This window comes from Pseudomonas sp. DL, assembly GCF_047199225.1.
GTDB classification, from domain to species: domain Bacteria; phylum Pseudomonadota; class Gammaproteobacteria; order Pseudomonadales; family Pseudomonadaceae; genus Pseudomonas; species Pseudomonas aeruginosa.
Genome location: NZ_CP178323.1, coordinates 3,738,404 through 3,753,119 on the forward strand (window position 1 = coordinate 3,738,404; position 14,716 = coordinate 3,753,119).

Genomic DNA, 14,716 nt, shown 5'->3' on the forward strand with positions numbered 1-14,716 from the left:
ATGAGCAGCGCCGACATCCTCCACTTCACCAACCAGACCCTGTGGCTGGTGCTGGTCCTGTCGCTGCCGCCGGTACTGGTCGCGGCCCTGATCGGCACCCTGGTATCGCTGGTCCAGGCACTCACCCAGATCCAGGAGCAGACCCTCGGCTTCGTCGCCAAGCTGGTGGCCGTGGTGGTGGTACTGTTCGCCACCAGCGGCTGGCTGGGCGGCGAGCTGTACCGTTTCGCCGAAATGACCCTGCTGAAGGTGCCGCTGGTGCGATGAGCGTCCAGGACCTGCAGCAACTGCTGCTGACCTACAGCCTGCTGCTGCCGCGGATCATCAGTTGCTTCGTGGTCCTGCCGGTGCTGGCCAAGCAGACCCTGGGCGGCGGCCTGGTGCGCAACGGCGTGGCCTGCTCGCTGGCGCTGTTCGCCTACCCGATCGTCGCCGGCAGCCTGCCGCCGGCCCTCGGCGCGCTGGACATCGCCCTGCTGATCGGCAAGGAAGTGCTGCTCGGCCTGCTCATCGGCTTCGTCGCCACCATTCCCTTCTGGGCCATGGAAGCGACCGGCTTCATCATCGACAACCAGCGTGGCGCGGCACTCGCCTCGACCCTCAACCCCAGCCTGGGCAGCCAGACCAGCCCCACCGGGCTGCTGCTGACGCAGACGCTGATCACCCTGTTCTTCTCCGGCGGCGCCTTCCTCGCGCTGGTCGGCTCGCTGTTCAGGAGCTATGCCAGTTGGCCGGTGAGCAGTTTCTTCCCGCAGCTCGGCAGCCAATGGGTGGCATTCTTCTACGCGCAGTTCTCGCAGATGCTGATGCTCTGCGCGCTGTTCGCCGCGCCGCTGCTGATCGCCATGTTCCTCGCCGAGTTCGGCCTGGCGCTGGTCAGCCGCTTCGCCCCGTCGCTGAACGTGTTCATCCTCGCCATGCCGATCAAGAGCCTGGTGGCCAGCCTGCTGCTGGTGCTCTACCTGGGCATCCTCATGGAGCACGCCTACGATGCCCTGCTGCTCGCCGTCGACCCGCTGCGCCTGCTGCGTCCCGTGCTGGAGACGCCATGAGCGCCGAGAAGACCGAGCAGCCCACGGCGAAGAAGCTGCGCGACGCCCGCCGGCAAGGCCAGGTGGTGAAGAGCAAGGAAATTGTCTCCAGCGCGTTGATCCTGTCGCTGGTGGCGCTGCTGATGGGCTTTTCCGACTACTACCTGGAGCATCTCGGCAAGCTGCTCCTGCTGCCCGCCGAGTACATCGACCTGCCGTTTCGCCAGGCGCTGGAGACCATCCTGGAGAACCTTCTCCAGGAGCTCCTCTACCTGCTGGCGCCGGTCCTGCTGGTCGCGGCGCTGGTGGTGGTGCTCAGCCATGTCGGCCAGTACGGTTTCCTGCTCAGCCTCGACAGCGTCAAGCCGGACCTGAAGAAGATCAACCCGGTGGAGGGCGCGAAGAAGATCTTCTCGATCCGGAGCCTGGTGGAGTTCCTCAAGTCGACCCTGAAGGTCGCCCTGCTCTCCCTGCTGGTCTGGTTGACCTTGCAGGGCAACCTGGCCAGCCTCCTGCGGATTCCCGCCTGCGGGCTGGACTGCGTGGCACCGGTGAGCGGGCTGATGCTCAGGCAGCTGATGCTGGTCTGCGCGGTCGGCTTCCTGACGATTGCCGTCGCCGACTACGCCTTCGAACGCCACCAGCACTACAAGCAGTTGCGCATGAGCAAGGACGAGGTGAAGCGCGAGTACAAGGAGATGGAGGGCAGTCCGGAGATCAAGAGCAAGCGCCGGCAATTCCATCAGGAACTGCAATCGAGCAACCTGCGCGCGGATGTCCGGCGCTCCTCGGTGATCGTCGCCAACCCGACCCACGTCGCCATCGGCATACGCTATCGACGCGGCGAAACGCCCCTGCCGCTGGTCACCCTGAAGCACACCGACGCCCTGGCCCTGCGGGTCCGGCGCATCGCCGAGGAAGAAGGAATCCCGGTGCTGCAACGAATTCCGCTGGCACGGGCGCTGCTGCGCGACGGCAATGTCGACCAGTACATACCGGCGGACCTGATCCAGGCCACCGCCGAAGTCCTGCGCTGGCTGGAAAGCCAGCAGACGGATACGCCCTGATCGCTATCGGGCAGAGCGGCCGCCTCGGCACCGGCGACGAAAGACGCTGCGACCTGGCGCCGAAAAAAAGGGGCCCGAAGGCCCCTTTCACATGCTTGCTACGGGTCAGTCCTTGTCCGGGATCCCGTGTACCACGCCCGCGGTATTCTCCAGCAGGCTCTTGGTCGCGGTCTGGATGAACGACTCCAGCTTCTTCTGCAGCTCGGCCTGGTCCGGCACTTCCTTGGTGATCACCGCCTTGGCATCGCCGCCCAGCTGGTAATCGTAGACGCGCACGTCACCGTCCTTCGGCCGCACCAGGATGCGGTTGCCGGAGACGATGGCGACGTTCTGCTCGCTGCCCGACGGCTTGATCACGCCGAAGCCCTTGTCGCCTTCCGGCAGGTTCAGCAGGTCGCGGCCCCAGCACTGGTGGACGGTCTCGCCGCCGAGCAGGCCCATGATGGTCGGCACGATGTCGACCTGGGTACCGACGGTCGGCAGGTGGGTACCGAACTTCTCCTGGATGCCGGGGGCGATCAGCAGCAGCGGCACGTTGAAGCGGTGCAGGTCCATCTCGGTGAGCTGCTCGGGGCTGCCGAAGCCATGGTCGCCGACCACCACGAAAAGGGTGTCCTTGTAGTACGGCGACTTCTTCGCCTTCTCGAAGAACTGGCCCAGCGCCCAGTCGGAATAGCGCATGGCGGTCAGGTGCTCGTCGAGCGAACCGTAGCCGGTCACGCGCTCCACCGGCAGGTCCTTCGGCAACGCATAGGGCACGTGGTTGGAGAGGCTCTGCAACAGCGCATAGAACGGCTTACCGGTGCTCGCCAGCTTGTCCAGTTCCTCGTTGCCACGGGCGAACATGTCCTGGTCGGAGACGCCCCAGGTCGGATCGGAGAACACCGGGTCGACATAGTCGTTGCGGCCGATGAAGGTGGTCATGCCCTGGTTGCTGAAGAAGCCGGACTGGTTGTCCCAGGCGAAATCGCCGTTGTAGACGTAGACGTCCTCGTACTGGCGGGCGCTGAGCAACTGCGGCAGGCCGGAGAACTTGTGGCCGCCCTCCGGGGTTTGCATCAGGTATTCGAAGCCCGGCAGGTTGGGGAAGCAGGCCATGGTGGCGAACATGCCCTGGTGGGTATGGGTGCCGTTGGAGAAGAACTGGGTGAACAGCAGGCCTTCCTTCGACAGCTTGTCGAAATACGGCGTGATGTTGCCCGGCGCGCCCAGGGCGCCGACATAGTGGCCGGCGAAGCTTTCCAGCAGGACCACCACCACGTTGCGGATCGGCAGGGCATTCGCCGCCGGCGGGGTGAACTCGCGGCGCACCGCGGCCTCATCGGCGTCCACCAGCTTGTCGTTGGGGGTCAGCAACATCTGCCGGGTGGTCTCCAGGGCGACCTTGTCGTCCAGGGTGGCCTTCCAGATGTTCGCGCGGTCTTCGGAGAAGCGCTCCTTGGCCGCCTTGACCAGGGTCAGGGTGCCGTTCAGGCCCAGTTGGTTGGCGAACATGGATTCGGTGGTGAAGGCATCGCCCCAGCGCAGCGGCGGGCCCTGGCGCAGGGTGCCGCGGGCGGCGAGGACGCAGACCAGCACGCAGAGGAACAGCACCACGCCGCGCACGTACCAGGGCGCGGCAGCGCTCGGCCGGGCGATCACGCTGTCTTCGCGCGGCTTGCGCTGGCTCGGGCGGGTCGCCAGGTCGATGGCCTTGAACACCCGGTACAGCACCCAGGTGGCGAAGGCCCAGGCCAGCAGGTAGCGGACCACCGGGAAGCCGTACCAGAGCATGCTCATGACGGTCTTCGGGTCTTCCGACATGTACTGGAAGACCAGGCTGTTCAGGCGCTGGTGGAACTCGCGGTAGAAGTCCAGTTCGAGTACGCCGAGGAACAGGGTGATGCTGGCGAACAGCGTCAACCATGTACGGAACAGGCCGCGAGCGGCCATCGCGCGTACCGCGAACAACGACAGCACCAGCGGCGCCACTGCATAGACGACGACCCGCAGGTCGAAACGCACGCCGTTGCCGAACGCCTCGAGGAAGGTGCTCGCCGGGGTCGCGCCGATCAGTTCGCGGTTGTAGATCAGCAAGGCCAGGCGCAGCAGGCTGAACATGACCAGCAGCACCAGCGCGCTGAGCGCGGTGAACGCCAGGTGGCTGCGGATGGTGGGCTGGAACAGCCGTGGGGGCGATTGGGTGGTTCGGACTTCCGTTTGGTCCATGTTTACAATTCGCTCTTCTGTCGTTCGATTTCGAGAATGCGGTCCCGCCCCTGCTCGGCCAGCAGGTAGCGGCCGGGCCCGATGGGCAGTAGGGACTGTGCGGAACGCAGGCGCCGTACGATCACCTGCAGCGGCCCGTCGGGCGGCAGCAGCAAGGCTCGCGCGTTATGCGTCGAGTCCTCGGTGATCCACAGGCCTTCGCTGTCGCACAGCAAAAAGCTCGGTGCATTCAGTCCGTTCAGCACCACCTCGTCCTCGGCCCCCTCATGCAGACGCATGACGTGGCCACGTTTCTTTTCCGTGTAGAAGACGCTTCCGTCCGGGCAGGCGGCCACCCCTTCGGAGCGCTGCAATCCCTCGCGCAGTACCGTCAGTCCGCCGGTCTCCGGGTCGTAGCGGAGAATCCGCCCGTCCAGGTCGCGATCCTCGGCGGCGTACAGGTAGCGGCCGTCGCTGGCGACGCCCTCCACCTGGATGCCGTCGAACAGCGGCCGGGCCTGCTGGGCATGCCACCAGAACACCGGCGAGGCGCCCTGCTCCTGGCTGATCGCGATGCCGTCGCGGAAGCTGGCCATGCCGTCGGGCTTGGACAGCCCGTCGAGCACCGTATCGCGGCTGCCATCGGCGGCGATGCGGAACACCAGGCCCTTGCCGTCCTGCAACTCCTGGCTCACGTAGAGCAGGCCGTCCGGGTCGCGGGCCAGGGCGCTGACGTGGGGAATGTCCTCGAGCACTACCCGGTAGGTCCAGCCGGATACGGTGGCTGCCGGGGCGAAACGCTGCCAGCCGAGGAAGGCCAGGGCGATGAAGAGGACGCTACCGAGCAGGCAGGAGACTACTACGCCGCTCTGGCGCAATCGTTTGGTCAGCATTCGATGCACTCAAGGACAAAACTGCCATTTATAGCCATGGCAACGGAAAAAAGCGCGCAGATTTTCCCGGATCGATTGTGAAAAAAATGTTAGCTGGCAGTAACAGGGGATGTCGGAGCGACACATGAAAAAGGGCCTTGCGGCCCTTCTTGGTGAAGCGTCAGTCGTTGTCCTGCTTGCCGATGGCCTGCAGCACGTACTGCGGCAGAGCAAACGCGCCCAGGTGGATATCGGCGTTGTAGTAGCGGGTGGCGATGCCGCTGTCGCGGAAGCGCTGGCGCAGCGTTTCCAGCGGAAGGCGACGCAGGCCTTCGCGGGTCGAACCCCAGGCGAAGGTCATGGCGCCGCCGATATAGGTCGGCACCGCCGCCTGGTAGAAATGCCAGTCGGCGAACAGCCCGTCGGTACGTGCGGCGGTGGTGCGCACTTCCTCCAGTTGCATGAACGGCGTGCCGTTCTGGGTGACCAGGATGCCACCCTCGTTCAGGCAGCGCCGGCAGGCCTGGTAGAAGTTCTCGGAGAACAGCACCTCGCCAGGGCCGATCGGGTCGGTGGAGTCGGAGATGATCACGTCGAAGCGTTCTTCCGTGGTAGCCACGAAGCGCATGCCGTCGTCGATCACCAGGTTCAGCCGCGGGTCGTCGAAGGCGCCCTGGGAGTGGTTGGGCAGGAACGCCTTGCACATGTCGACCACGGTGCCGTCGATCTCGACCATGGTGATCCGCTCGACGCTCTTGTGCTTGGCCACCTCGCGCAGCATGCCACCGTCGCCGCCGCCGATGATCAGCACGCGCCGGGCCGCGCCGTGGGCGAGGATCGGCACGTGGGTGAGCATCTCGTGGTAGATGAACTCGTCGGCCTCGGTGGTCTGGATCACTCCATCGAGCGCCATCACCCGGCCCATCCGGGCGTTTTCGAAAATCACCAGGTGCTGGTGCTCGGTGCGCACCTCATGCAGCATGTTGTCGATGCTGAAGCGCTGGCCGTAGCCCTGGTACAGAGTTTCCTGATAATCGCTCATGGGCCGGGATCTCCCTGGTAAGGCTGCAATCTGGCAGCGGGACTTGCCCGCGCCGCGAAGAAAGGCGCGCATTCTACGCTGGCGGCAATGACAGGTCGAACCCCGCCGGCGGATGGCGCCGGCTGCGCCGGCCAGGTATCGTCTGCCCATGAGCCAGCCTACCTCTCCCCTCGTCCTGCACCTGCCCTACCAGTCACCCTGGGAATGGCGCCAGTTCCACCAGCATTTCGCCCTGCGCCTGCTCGCCGGTGTCGAAAGCCTGGGTGACGACCACTATGCCCGCAGCTTCCGGGCCAACGGTCGCCCGGCCTGGTTCGAGGTGCGACCGCTGGCGGAACGCCAGGTCCTGGCGCTGAGCCTCAGCCCGTCCGCCCATGCCCTGGCCGCCGAACTCGAGGCACGGGTCCGCCGGATGTTCGACCTGGACAGCGACCCGGCCGCCATCGCCCGGCATTTCGCCGGGGATCCCCTGCTCGGCCCGCTGGTGGCCGCCAATCCGGGACTGCGCCTGCCGGTGGCCTTCGATCCCTTCGAACAGGCGGTGCGCGCCATCGTCGGCCAGCAGGTCACGGTGAAGGCCGCGGTGACCATCACCGGGCGCCTGATCCAGCGCCTCGGCGAGCCGCTGGAAGATCTCGGCTACGACGGCATCAGCCACCTGTTCCCGACGCCCGCCGCGCTGGCGCAAGCCAACCTCGACGGCATCGGCATGCCCGGCAAGCGGGTACAGACGCTGCAACGCTTCGCCGCGGCGATCGCCTCGGGAGAGCTGAGCCTGGACCTGGCGGACGGCCCCGAGGCCCTGGTGGAGCGCCTCTGCGCGTTGCCCGGCATCGGCCCCTGGACCGCCGAATACATAGCCCTGCGTGCCATGGGCGAAGCCGACGCCTTCCCCGCCGCCGACCTCGGCCTGCTGAAATCCACGGTCTGGGGGCCGCAAGGCATCGATGCGCGCAGCCTGAAGGCCCGCGCCGAGGCCTGGCGGCCTTGGCGCGCCTACGCCGCGATCCACCTGTGGAACCACTACGCCGCAGGCGGCTAGCGCCGCGGCGGGAGGCTACAGCCTGACGTTGCCGCGCGGGCCGGCGATGGCCCAGATGATCAGGCCGAGCACCGGCAGGACGATGATCACCAGGACCCAGATGATCTTCATCCCGGTTTCCGCAGCGCTTTTCAGGATGTTGACGATGGCCCAGATATCCAGGGCCAGGATGACCAGGCTGATCAGCCCGCTGAGGGTGGAACCCATGGCGCGATGCTCCCGAGCAAGAGTGTTCCCTCAGGATAGCCGGCGCGTTCACTCCACGAGGATGTCGGCGAAGCTGGCCACCGTCGGATGGCCGTCCAGGCTGCCGCCTTCGCGGGCCAGGCCGAGCGTGCGCATGCCCGCGTCGCGCGCGGCATCCAGTTCCTGCACCACGTCGGAAAGGAAAAGGATTTCCGCGGCCGGCAGGCCGATGGCCCCGGCGATCCGCGCATAGGAGGCGCTTTCCCGCTTCGGCCCGCTGGTAGTGTCGAAGTAGCCGGAAAACAGCGAGCCCAGGTCGCCGGCCTCGGAACAGCCGAAGATCAGCTTCTGCGCCTGGATCGAGCCGGAGGAATAGACGTACAGGTCCAGCCCACGGGCCTTCCACTCGCGCAGCGCCTTCACCGCGTCCGGGTAGACGTGGCCCTTCAACTGACCGTCGCGGTAGCCCTGGGCCCAGACCATGCCTTGCAGGGCCTTCAGCGGCGTCGCCTTGCGGTCCTCGGCGATCCATTGCAGGAGGATCGCGATCGCCCGCTCGACATCGGCGTCCGCCTCACCGCTCTCGGCACGCACCGCCGCCAGTTGCGCGGCTACCTCGGGCTCCCCGGCGTGTTCGCGGACGAAGTCCGGCAGGTGCCGGGCGGCATAGGGAAACAGCACGTCGAAAACGAAGCTGACCGCGCTGGTGGTGCCTTCGATGTCGGTGAGGATGGCTTTGATGGTCATGCGGACTCCGGATGAAACCGCCCCCGGCAGGACCGGGGGCGCGGATGGTGACGGATGGGACGGTGCCTCGCTCAGTCTTCCAGCAGGGGGAAGCGGCTGGCGATGTCGTCGCCGGTGAACTGGGCGACCCAGCCCTCCGGGTTGTTGAACAGGCGCACGGCGACAAAATGCGGGTGCTCGCCCATGTCGAACCAATGGCGGGTGCCGGCCGGCACCGAGATCAGGTCGTTGCGCTCGCAGAGCACGGCGTAGACATGCTCCTCGATATGCAGGACGAACAGGCCGCGCCCGGCGACGAAGAAGCGCACCTCATCTTCGCCATGGCGGTGCTCGTCGAGGAACTTGGCGCGCAATTCGGCCTTCTGCGGGTGGTCGCTGTTCAGGCTGACCACGTCCACGGTGATGTAGCCGCGCTCGCGCTTGAGCCGCTCGATCTCGTGGGCGTAGGCGGCGATCACCTCGTCCTGGCTGGCGCCGGCGGCGATGGGCGCGGCGGCTTCCCAGCGTTCGAAACGGACGCCGACCTCGGCCAGGGTCGAAGCGATGTCCTCGGCATGGGTCAGCAGCTTCAGCGGCTGCTCCGGCTGGTTCTCGTGATAGACGGTAAGGCTGCTCATCGGCTCAGACTCAGTACTTTCAGTTCACACTCGAACAGAAACTCGAAAGCTTCCACCTGACGCAGGGCATCGCTCATGCGCGCGCCCCAAGTGTACAGCCCGTGGCCGCGGATCAAATACCCCGAGCAGTACGGATGCGCCTCCAGCCAGGGCTGCACGCGGCTGGCCAGGCGGGCGATGTCCTGGTCGTTGTCGAAGATCGGCACCTCGACCTGGCCTTCGTGGGTGGTGACCCCGGCGAAGGCCTTCTGCAGTTCGTAGTCCTGCAGCACCAGGCGGTCGCCGCGAACCAGGCGGGAAAGCACGGTGGCATTCACCGAGTGGGTATGCAGCACCGCGCCGATCGCCGGGTTCCAGGCATACAGCTGGGTGTGCAGGAGGGTCTCCGCCGAGGGTTTCTTGCCCGGTTCCAGGCTGTTGCCGGCCAGGTCGGTGGCCAGCACGTCGTCGAAGCCCAACTGGCCCTTGTGCTTGCCCGAGACGGTGAGCAGCGCGCGCTGTTCGTCCAGGCGCGCGGAGTAGTTGCTGCTGGTTGCCGGCGACCAGCCGCGGCCGTAGAGGAACCGGCCGGCGTCGATGATCTGCTGGGTCAGCTGTTCACGGTTGTCGTTCATGCCCGCACCTCTTGCAAACGGGTACTGATGATAGCGGCTGCCAGCAAGGCTGCCAGGCTGGCGATGGCGAAGGTCCAGGCAGGGCCCAGGCTGTTCCAGCTATAGCCGGAATACAGCGCGCCCAGGGCTCCGCCGGTACCGGCCAGCGCAGCATACAGGGCCTGGCCCTGGCCCTGCTGGCGCGGGCCGAAGCTACGCTGCACGAAATGGATGGCAGCCGCATGAAAACTGCCGAAGGTGGCGGCATGCAGCGTCTGGGCAAAGACCAGCAGCGCCAGGCTGTCGGCCAGGTTGCCGAGAAGCAGCCAGCGCAGCGACGCCAGCAGGAAGCTCGCGGCCAGCACCTGGCGCAGGCTGAAGCGTTGCAGCAGGCGTGGCATGGCGAGGAACAACATGACCTCGGCGACCACCCCCAGCGCCCAGAGCAGACCGATCAGCGCCCGGCTGTAGCCCAGCGATTCCAGGTGCAGGGTCAGGAAGGTGTAGTACGGCCCATGGGACAGCTGCATCAGGCACACGCACAGGTAGAACGCCAGCACGCCCGGCTGGCGCAACTGGGCGAGGAAGCCGCCCTCGCCTTCGCGCGGTTCGCGATGGGCCGGCTGGGCATTGGGCACCCACCAGCTGCACAGCACGATGCCGAGCATGATACCCAGCAGCGTCGCCGGGTAGACATCCAGGCTCAGGCGCTCGAACAGCGCGCCGAGACCGACCACGGTGCAGATGAAACCGATCGAGCCCCACAGGCGAATCCGGCTGTAGCTGGCGCTGCGCTCGCGCAGGTGGGCCAGGGTGATGACCTCGAACTGCGGCAGCACGGCGTGCCAGAAGAACGCGTGCAACGCCATCACCAAGGCCAGCCAGGCGTAGCTGTGGCTGACGAAGATCAGCGAGAAGCCCAGCGCCGTGCATACCGCGCCGAAGCGCACGATGGCCAGGCGCTGGCCGCTGCGGTCGCCCAGCCAGCCCCACAGGTTGGGCGCGACGCAACGCATCAGCATGGGAATCGCCACCAGCTCGCCGATGCGCGGGCTGGGGAAGCCCAGGTGATGGAAATACAGGGCGAGGAACGGCGCCGTGGCGCCGAGCAGGCTGAAATAGAAGAAATAGAAGCTGGACAGGCGCCAGTAGGGAACCGCGCTGGTCACGATCCGCCGTTCACCCGTCCCGCATCGCTGCCTGCCACAGCCCTCACAGCTGCGGCAGGACCGGCGTGTCGACGCGCACGTCGGCGTTCTGCCCACGCTGGCGCAGCAACTGGTCGAGCAGGACGATGGCCATCATCGCCTCGGCGATCGGCGTGGCGCGGATGCCGACGCACGGGTCGTGACGGCCCTTGGTGATCATGTCCACCGGCTCGCCGGCGGTATCGATCGAGCGCCCGGGAGTGGTGATGCTGGAGGTCGGCTTCAGCGCCAGGTGGGCGACGATCGGCTGGCCGGAGGAGATCCCGCCGAGGATGCCGCCGGCATTGTTCGACAGGAAGCCTTGCGGGGTCAGTTCGTCGCGGTGCTCGGTGCCGCGCTGGGCGATGCTGGCGAAGCCGGCGCCGATCTCCACGCCCTTCACCGCGTTGATGCTCATCAGCGCATGCGCCAGTTCGGCGTCCAGGCGGTCGAAGATCGGCTCGCCCAGGCCCGGCGGCACGCCTTCGGCAACCACGGTGATCTTCGCCCCGACCGAATCCTGGTCGCGGCGCAATTGGTCCATGTAGGCCTCCAGCTCCGGCACCTTGTCCGGGTCGGGGCTGAAGAAGGCATTCTGCTCGACGCTGTCCCAGCTCCTGAACGGAATCTCGATCGGCCCGAGCTGGCTCATGTAGCCGCGCACCTGGATGCCCAGGCCCGCCAGGTATTTCTTGGCGATAGCCCCGGCGGCCACGCGCATGGCGGTCTCGCGCGCCGAGGAACGGCCGCCGCCGCGGTAGTCGCGCACGCCGTACTTGTGGTGGTAGGTGTAGTCGGCATGGGCCGGGCGGAACAGGTCCTTGATCGCCGAGTAGTCCTTGGACTTCTGGTCGGTGTTGCGGATCAGCAGGCCGATCGGCGTGCCGGTGGTCTTGCCCTCGAACACCCCGGAAAGAATCTCCACCTCGTCGGCTTCCTGGCGCTGGGTGGTGTGCCGGCTGGTGCCGGGCTTGCGCCGGTCGAGGTCGCGTTGCAGGTCCCGGGCGGACAGTTCCAGCCCCGGGGGGCACCCATCGACGATGGCGACCAGCGCCGGGCCGTGGCTTTCGCCTGCGGTGGTGACGGTGAAGAGCTTGCCGTAGGTGTTGCCGGACATGCGAGGCTCCGCGTGAGGACGAGAGGGAAAGACATCGGAGTATACCCGTCAAGGACGGGCCTGCGAACCTTCCCCGGAGGACGCGATCAAAGCGCTATCATCGGCCCATGAAGACCTCCATGCCGCGCGCCCTCCTCGCCCTGTTCTGCCTGCTCGCCAGCCTGGCCCACGCCGCTCCCAACAGCATCCTGCACCGCCCCTACGACCTGGACACCGGGCACGGCGTGCTGCGCGGCTCCTTGCTGCTGCCGCGCAGCGCCGTGCCGCCGCCGGTGGTCCTGCTGGTCGCCGGCTCCGGTCCCACCGACCGCGACGGCAACAACCCCTTCGGCGGCAACAACCGCTACCTGTTGCGTCTCGCCGAGGCCCTGGCCGAACGCGGAATCGCCAGCGTGCGCTACGACAAGCGGGGAGTCGCCCGCAGCCTGGCGGCGGCGCCGCGCGAGGAAGACCTCAGCGTCGGCGTCTATGTCGACGACGTGGTCGCCTGGAGCGAGCGGCTGGCCCGCGACCCGCGCTTCTCCCGGCTGATCCTGGTCGGCCATAGCGAAGGCGCGCTGATCGCCAGCCTGGCGGCGCCTCGCACGCCGGCCGAGGAATTGATCGCCATCGCCGGCAGCGGCCAACCCATCGACCGGGTGCTGCGCGAGCAACTGCGCGGTCGCCTGCCGCCGGCGCAACTGCGCCAGGCCGACTCGGTGCTGGCTTCGCTGAAGGCCGGCGAGACCCGCGGCAATATCCCGCCGGCGCTCGCCAACCTGCTCCGCCCCAGCGTGCAGCCGTACCTGATCTCGCTGTTCCGCGAAGACCCGGCCCGCGCGTTCGGCCGCCTGCGCATCCCGACCCTGATCGTCCAGGGCCGCAATGACATCCAGGTCGGCGTCGCCGACGCCGAGGCGCTCCAGCGAGCCAAGCCCGACTCGCAACTGGTGCTCATCGACGGCATGAACCACATCCTGCGGATCGCCCCGAGCACCGGTCTCCAGCAGCTTTCCGCCTACAACGACCCGAACCTGCCGCTGGCCCGGCAACTGGTCGAGGCGGTCAGCCGCTTCATCCTGCGCGGCGCAGAGGCGGAAAAAGGCCGCTGAGCCGCTACAGAAATCGCTTCCCGCGCCGACAAGTTCTGAAAGCCGGCCCGTGAAGGCGGCCGGCCAGAGGATGTCCGATGATCGATAGCGATACCCAACCGGCCGCAGAAGAAGCCGAGAAGAAACCGCCGCACCCCTGGGCCGAACTGGCCCCGGAGCATTTCCGCCTGCTCCGCCTGGCGCCACTGCCCACCGACCGCGCGACCGGCGCCCGCCCCCTGCGCTTCGTCCAGCTCGGCAGGGTCGAACGGCACAGCGCGGACCAGAGCCTGCTGCGCCTGAGCATCCAGGTGCCAGGCCTGATGCTGCGCAAGGAGCAGAACCTGCTGGAGGTCTGGGCCGATCATCGCAACAAGGAAGTGCGTTTCGGTTCGGACGCCGGGCTCAGCCTGGAACCCTTGAACCGCGGGCTGGGCCGCTTCCTGCTGGCCCAGGCGATCGCCTGGGCGCAACGACGCTGGGCCCACTACAAGGTGGAAGGCGGCGCACTGGCGCTGAAGGATGGCCTGACCGAAGACGCACGCCTGCGCCGCGACCATTTCATCCGCGCCCAGGGCTTCGACGTCAGCTATGAGGACCAGCGGTTGCTCAAGGCCCGCTACAGCGCCGGCCGGGTCAGTGAGCTGCACAGCGATTGGCACAAGGACAAGGTGCAGATCGTGCCGCTGCTGGACGCCGCAGCGATGCTGGAACAGGCCGAGCAGACCCTGCAGGCCCAGGATGCGGAGATCCGCCAACTGGAACAGCGCATCAACCACTACCGCCGCGACGACACCAGCCTGCGCTTCACCATCGCCTGCCTGACCACCTTCGCGGTGTTCCAGGCCGGCCTGCTGATCTGGATCGCCACTCACTGAACCGGCGGCACCAGCCGCCTCCGATCACTTTTCCAAGCGCGAACGGAACAGTTCCCGGTGCTCGCGGCACTGCGCGGCGGACAGCATGAACACCCCGTGGCCGCCGTGCTCGAACTCCAGCCAGGTGAAGTCCACTTCCGGATACAGCGCCTGCACATGGACCTCGCTGTTGCCCACCTCGACGATCAGCAGGCCTTTCTCGCTGAGGTGGTCGGCCGCCTCGGCGAGCATCCGTCGCACCAGGTCCAGGCCGTCGTCGCCGCAGGCCAGGCCGAGTTCAGGCTCATGATGGAACTCCGCCGGCATGTCGGCGAAATCCTCGGCATCCACGTAGGGCGGATTGGACACGATCAGGTCGAAGCGCTGGCCGGGAAGCCCGGCGAAACCGTCGCCCTGGACGGTGTAGACCCGCTCGCCGAGGTCGTGGCGCTCGATATTGACGTTGGCCACCTCCAGCGCATCGAAGGACAGGTCGGCGAGCACCACCTCCGCCTGCTCGAACGCATAGGCGCAGGCGATGCCGATGCAGCCGGAACCGGTGCAGAGGTCGAGGATTCGCGCCGGCTCGGCCGGCAGCCAGGGCGCGAAGCGCTGTTCGATAAGTTCGGCGATAGGCGAGCGCGGCACCAGCACGCGTTCGTCGACGCTGAAGGGAATCCCGCAGAACCAGGCTTCGCCCAGCAGGTAGGCCGCCGGAATCCGTTCCTCGATGCGCCGCCGGAGGATCTCCGCCAACTCGGCGCGTTCATCGTCTTCCAGGCGGCAATCCAGGTAGCTGTCAGAAATTTCCCAGGGAAGGTGCAGGGAGCCCAGAACCAGGTGGCGCGCCTCGTCCCAGGCATTGTCGGTGCCGTGACCGAAGAACAGGCCGGCGGCGTGGAAACGGCTGACAGCCCAGCGGATGTAGTCGCGCAGGGTGAGCAGACGGGACTCGGACATGACGGAATTGCTCCTCGCAACGCACAAAAGGGCGACATTCTAGCCGATCGCGCCGGAGCTGGCCTCCAGCGCGGGAAGTCCATACCACTTTAGTGCGCATGCGGCAAAGGTTCACAGGCTCGCCGATAGGGGCCAGAATGA

Annotated in this window: 16 protein-coding genes; 6 read left to right on the forward strand and 10 right to left on the reverse strand. The window is 66.9% G+C overall.

Features of this window, described 5'->3' with window-relative positions:
• The 3 genes from pscS to pscU are packed head-to-tail and all read left to right on the forward strand — an operon-like array spanning nucleotide 1 to nucleotide 2,098.
• Complete coding sequence (gene pscS / locus ACI766_RS17305) at nucleotides 1-267, forward strand: SctS family type III secretion system export apparatus subunit PscS (RefSeq protein WP_003087672.1); 267 nt, start codon at nucleotides 1-3, stop codon at nucleotides 265-267.
• Nucleotides 264-1,052: a SctT family type III secretion system export apparatus subunit PscT gene (gene pscT, locus ACI766_RS17310; RefSeq protein WP_023114220.1), complete on the forward strand. Its 789-nt coding sequence runs from the start codon at nucleotides 264-266 to the stop codon at nucleotides 1,050-1,052. Before pscS ends, pscT begins: the two co-directional genes overlap by 4 nt.
• Nucleotides 1,049-2,098 carry a SctU family type III secretion system export apparatus subunit PscU gene (pscU, locus tag ACI766_RS17315; RefSeq protein WP_003160027.1) on the forward strand — a complete coding sequence of 350 codons (1,050 nt, stop codon included), beginning with the start codon at nucleotides 1,049-1,051 and terminating at the stop codon, nucleotides 2,096-2,098. Before pscT ends, pscU begins: the two co-directional genes overlap by 4 nt.
• Nucleotides 2,099-2,203: 105 nt before the next feature.
• On the opposite strand, the gene ACI766_RS17320 is transcribed toward pscU, so the two are convergent.
• The 3 genes from ACI766_RS17320 to speE all read right to left on the reverse strand — a co-directional run bounded on the left by ACI766_RS17320 (nucleotide 2,204) and on the right by speE (nucleotide 6,199).
• A complete protein-coding gene (locus ACI766_RS17320; RefSeq protein WP_004342847.1) occupies nucleotides 2,204-4,306 on the reverse strand; it encodes an LTA synthase family protein in 2,103 nt (700 codons plus the stop codon).
• 2 nt (nucleotides 4,307-4,308) lie between these two features.
• Nucleotides 4,309-5,178 carry a YncE family protein gene (locus tag ACI766_RS17325; RefSeq protein WP_003087664.1) on the reverse strand — a complete coding sequence of 290 codons (870 nt, stop codon included), beginning with the start codon at nucleotides 5,176-5,178 and terminating at the stop codon, nucleotides 4,309-4,311.
• 160 nt (nucleotides 5,179-5,338) lie between these two features.
• Complete coding sequence (speE, locus tag ACI766_RS17330; RefSeq protein ID WP_003120347.1) at nucleotides 5,339-6,199, reverse strand: polyamine aminopropyltransferase; 861 nt, start codon at nucleotides 6,197-6,199, stop codon at nucleotides 5,339-5,341.
• Nucleotides 6,200-6,347: 148 nt separating this feature from the next.
• Between speE and ACI766_RS17335 the strand changes: the two genes are divergently transcribed.
• Nucleotides 6,348-7,241: a DNA-3-methyladenine glycosylase family protein gene (locus ACI766_RS17335; protein ID WP_003449989.1), complete on the forward strand. Its 894-nt coding sequence runs from the start codon at nucleotides 6,348-6,350 to the stop codon at nucleotides 7,239-7,241.
• A gap of 15 nt (nucleotides 7,242-7,256) precedes the next feature.
• Here ACI766_RS17335 and ACI766_RS17340 read toward each other — a convergent pair whose 3' ends face one another.
• From ACI766_RS17340 to aroC, 6 genes are all read right to left on the reverse strand, one after another.
• Nucleotides 7,257-7,448, reverse strand: a complete 192-nt coding sequence (locus tag ACI766_RS17340; protein ID WP_003103184.1) for a PLDc N-terminal domain-containing protein — start codon at nucleotides 7,446-7,448, stop codon at nucleotides 7,257-7,259.
• 48 nt (nucleotides 7,449-7,496) lie between these two features.
• A complete protein-coding gene (gene mtnC, locus ACI766_RS17345) occupies nucleotides 7,497-8,174 on the reverse strand; it encodes an acireductone synthase (protein ID WP_023104258.1) in 678 nt (225 codons plus the stop codon).
• Nucleotides 8,175-8,245: 71 nt separating this feature from the next.
• Nucleotides 8,246-8,791, reverse strand: coding sequence for a 1,2-dihydroxy-3-keto-5-methylthiopentene dioxygenase (locus ACI766_RS17350; protein ID WP_003087656.1), 546 nt, complete (start codon nucleotides 8,789-8,791; stop codon nucleotides 8,246-8,248).
• The gene (locus tag ACI766_RS17355) at nucleotides 8,788-9,405 is read right to left on the reverse strand and encodes a methylthioribulose 1-phosphate dehydratase (RefSeq protein ID WP_023104257.1); all 618 of its coding nucleotides are present in this window, start codon (nucleotides 9,403-9,405) and stop codon (nucleotides 8,788-8,790) included. Before ACI766_RS17355 ends, ACI766_RS17350 begins: the two co-directional genes overlap by 4 nt.
• Complete coding sequence (locus tag ACI766_RS17360; protein WP_003087654.1) at nucleotides 9,402-10,553, reverse strand: MFS transporter; 1,152 nt, start codon at nucleotides 10,551-10,553, stop codon at nucleotides 9,402-9,404. The genes ACI766_RS17355 and ACI766_RS17360 overlap by 4 nt, the downstream gene beginning before the upstream one ends.
• A gap of 43 nt (nucleotides 10,554-10,596) precedes the next feature.
• A complete protein-coding gene (gene aroC / locus ACI766_RS17365; protein WP_003087653.1) occupies nucleotides 10,597-11,688 on the reverse strand; it encodes a chorismate synthase in 1,092 nt (363 codons plus the stop codon).
• A gap of 107 nt (nucleotides 11,689-11,795) precedes the next feature.
• Here aroC and ACI766_RS17370 point away from each other — a divergent pair, with 107 nt between their 5' ends.
• Entirely contained in the window at nucleotides 11,796-12,779 is a 984-nt protein-coding gene (locus ACI766_RS17370; RefSeq protein ID WP_087823709.1) for an alpha/beta hydrolase, read from the forward strand.
• A 77-nt stretch (nucleotides 12,780-12,856) separates the two neighbouring features.
• The gene (locus ACI766_RS17375) at nucleotides 12,857-13,636 is read left to right on the forward strand and encodes a hypothetical protein (protein ID WP_016253575.1); all 780 of its coding nucleotides are present in this window, start codon (nucleotides 12,857-12,859) and stop codon (nucleotides 13,634-13,636) included.
• Between the two features lie 24 nt (nucleotides 13,637-13,660).
• Here ACI766_RS17375 and prmB read toward each other — a convergent pair whose 3' ends face one another.
• Entirely contained in the window at nucleotides 13,661-14,575 is a 915-nt protein-coding gene (gene prmB, locus ACI766_RS17380; RefSeq protein ID WP_003087648.1) for a 50S ribosomal protein L3 N(5)-glutamine methyltransferase, read from the reverse strand.
• Nucleotides 14,576-14,716 lie beyond the last annotated feature (141 nt).

What these genes read in the sequence shown, in the direction of transcription:
- ACI766_RS17355 (WP_023104257.1), bottom strand. Translation starts at nt 9,405, where the DNA reads ATGAACGACAACCGTGAACAGCTGACCCAGCAGATCATCGACGCCGGC.
- ACI766_RS17375 (WP_016253575.1), top strand. Translation starts at nt 12,857, where the DNA reads ATGATCGATAGCGATACCCAACCGGCCGCAGAAGAAGCCGAGAAGAAA.
- mtnC (WP_023104258.1), bottom strand. Translation starts at nt 8,174, where the DNA reads ATGACCATCAAAGCCATCCTCACCGACATCGAAGGCACCACCAGCGCG.
- prmB (WP_003087648.1), bottom strand. Translation starts at nt 14,575, where the DNA reads ATGTCCGAGTCCCGTCTGCTCACCCTGCGCGACTACATCCGCTGGGCT.
- ACI766_RS17325 (WP_003087664.1), bottom strand. Translation starts at nt 5,178, where the DNA reads ATGCTGACCAAACGATTGCGCCAGAGCGGCGTAGTAGTCTCCTGCCTG.
- ACI766_RS17370 (WP_087823709.1), top strand. Translation starts at nt 11,796, where the DNA reads ATGAAGACCTCCATGCCGCGCGCCCTCCTCGCCCTGTTCTGCCTGCTC.
- speE (WP_003120347.1), bottom strand. Translation starts at nt 6,199, where the DNA reads ATGAGCGATTATCAGGAAACTCTGTACCAGGGCTACGGCCAGCGCTTC.
- pscT (WP_023114220.1), top strand. Translation starts at nt 264, where the DNA reads ATGAGCGTCCAGGACCTGCAGCAACTGCTGCTGACCTACAGCCTGCTG.
- pscS (WP_003087672.1), top strand. Translation starts at nt 1, where the DNA reads ATGAGCAGCGCCGACATCCTCCACTTCACCAACCAGACCCTGTGGCTG.
- ACI766_RS17320 (WP_004342847.1), bottom strand. Translation starts at nt 4,306, where the DNA reads ATGGACCAAACGGAAGTCCGAACCACCCAATCGCCCCCACGGCTGTTC.
- ACI766_RS17335 (WP_003449989.1), top strand. Translation starts at nt 6,348, where the DNA reads ATGAGCCAGCCTACCTCTCCCCTCGTCCTGCACCTGCCCTACCAGTCA.
- aroC (WP_003087653.1), bottom strand. Translation starts at nt 11,688, where the DNA reads ATGTCCGGCAACACCTACGGCAAGCTCTTCACCGTCACCACCGCAGGC.
- pscU (WP_003160027.1), top strand. Translation starts at nt 1,049, where the DNA reads ATGAGCGCCGAGAAGACCGAGCAGCCCACGGCGAAGAAGCTGCGCGAC.
- ACI766_RS17350 (WP_003087656.1), bottom strand. Translation starts at nt 8,791, where the DNA reads ATGAGCAGCCTTACCGTCTATCACGAGAACCAGCCGGAGCAGCCGCTG.
- ACI766_RS17340 (WP_003103184.1), bottom strand. Translation starts at nt 7,448, where the DNA reads ATGGGTTCCACCCTCAGCGGGCTGATCAGCCTGGTCATCCTGGCCCTG.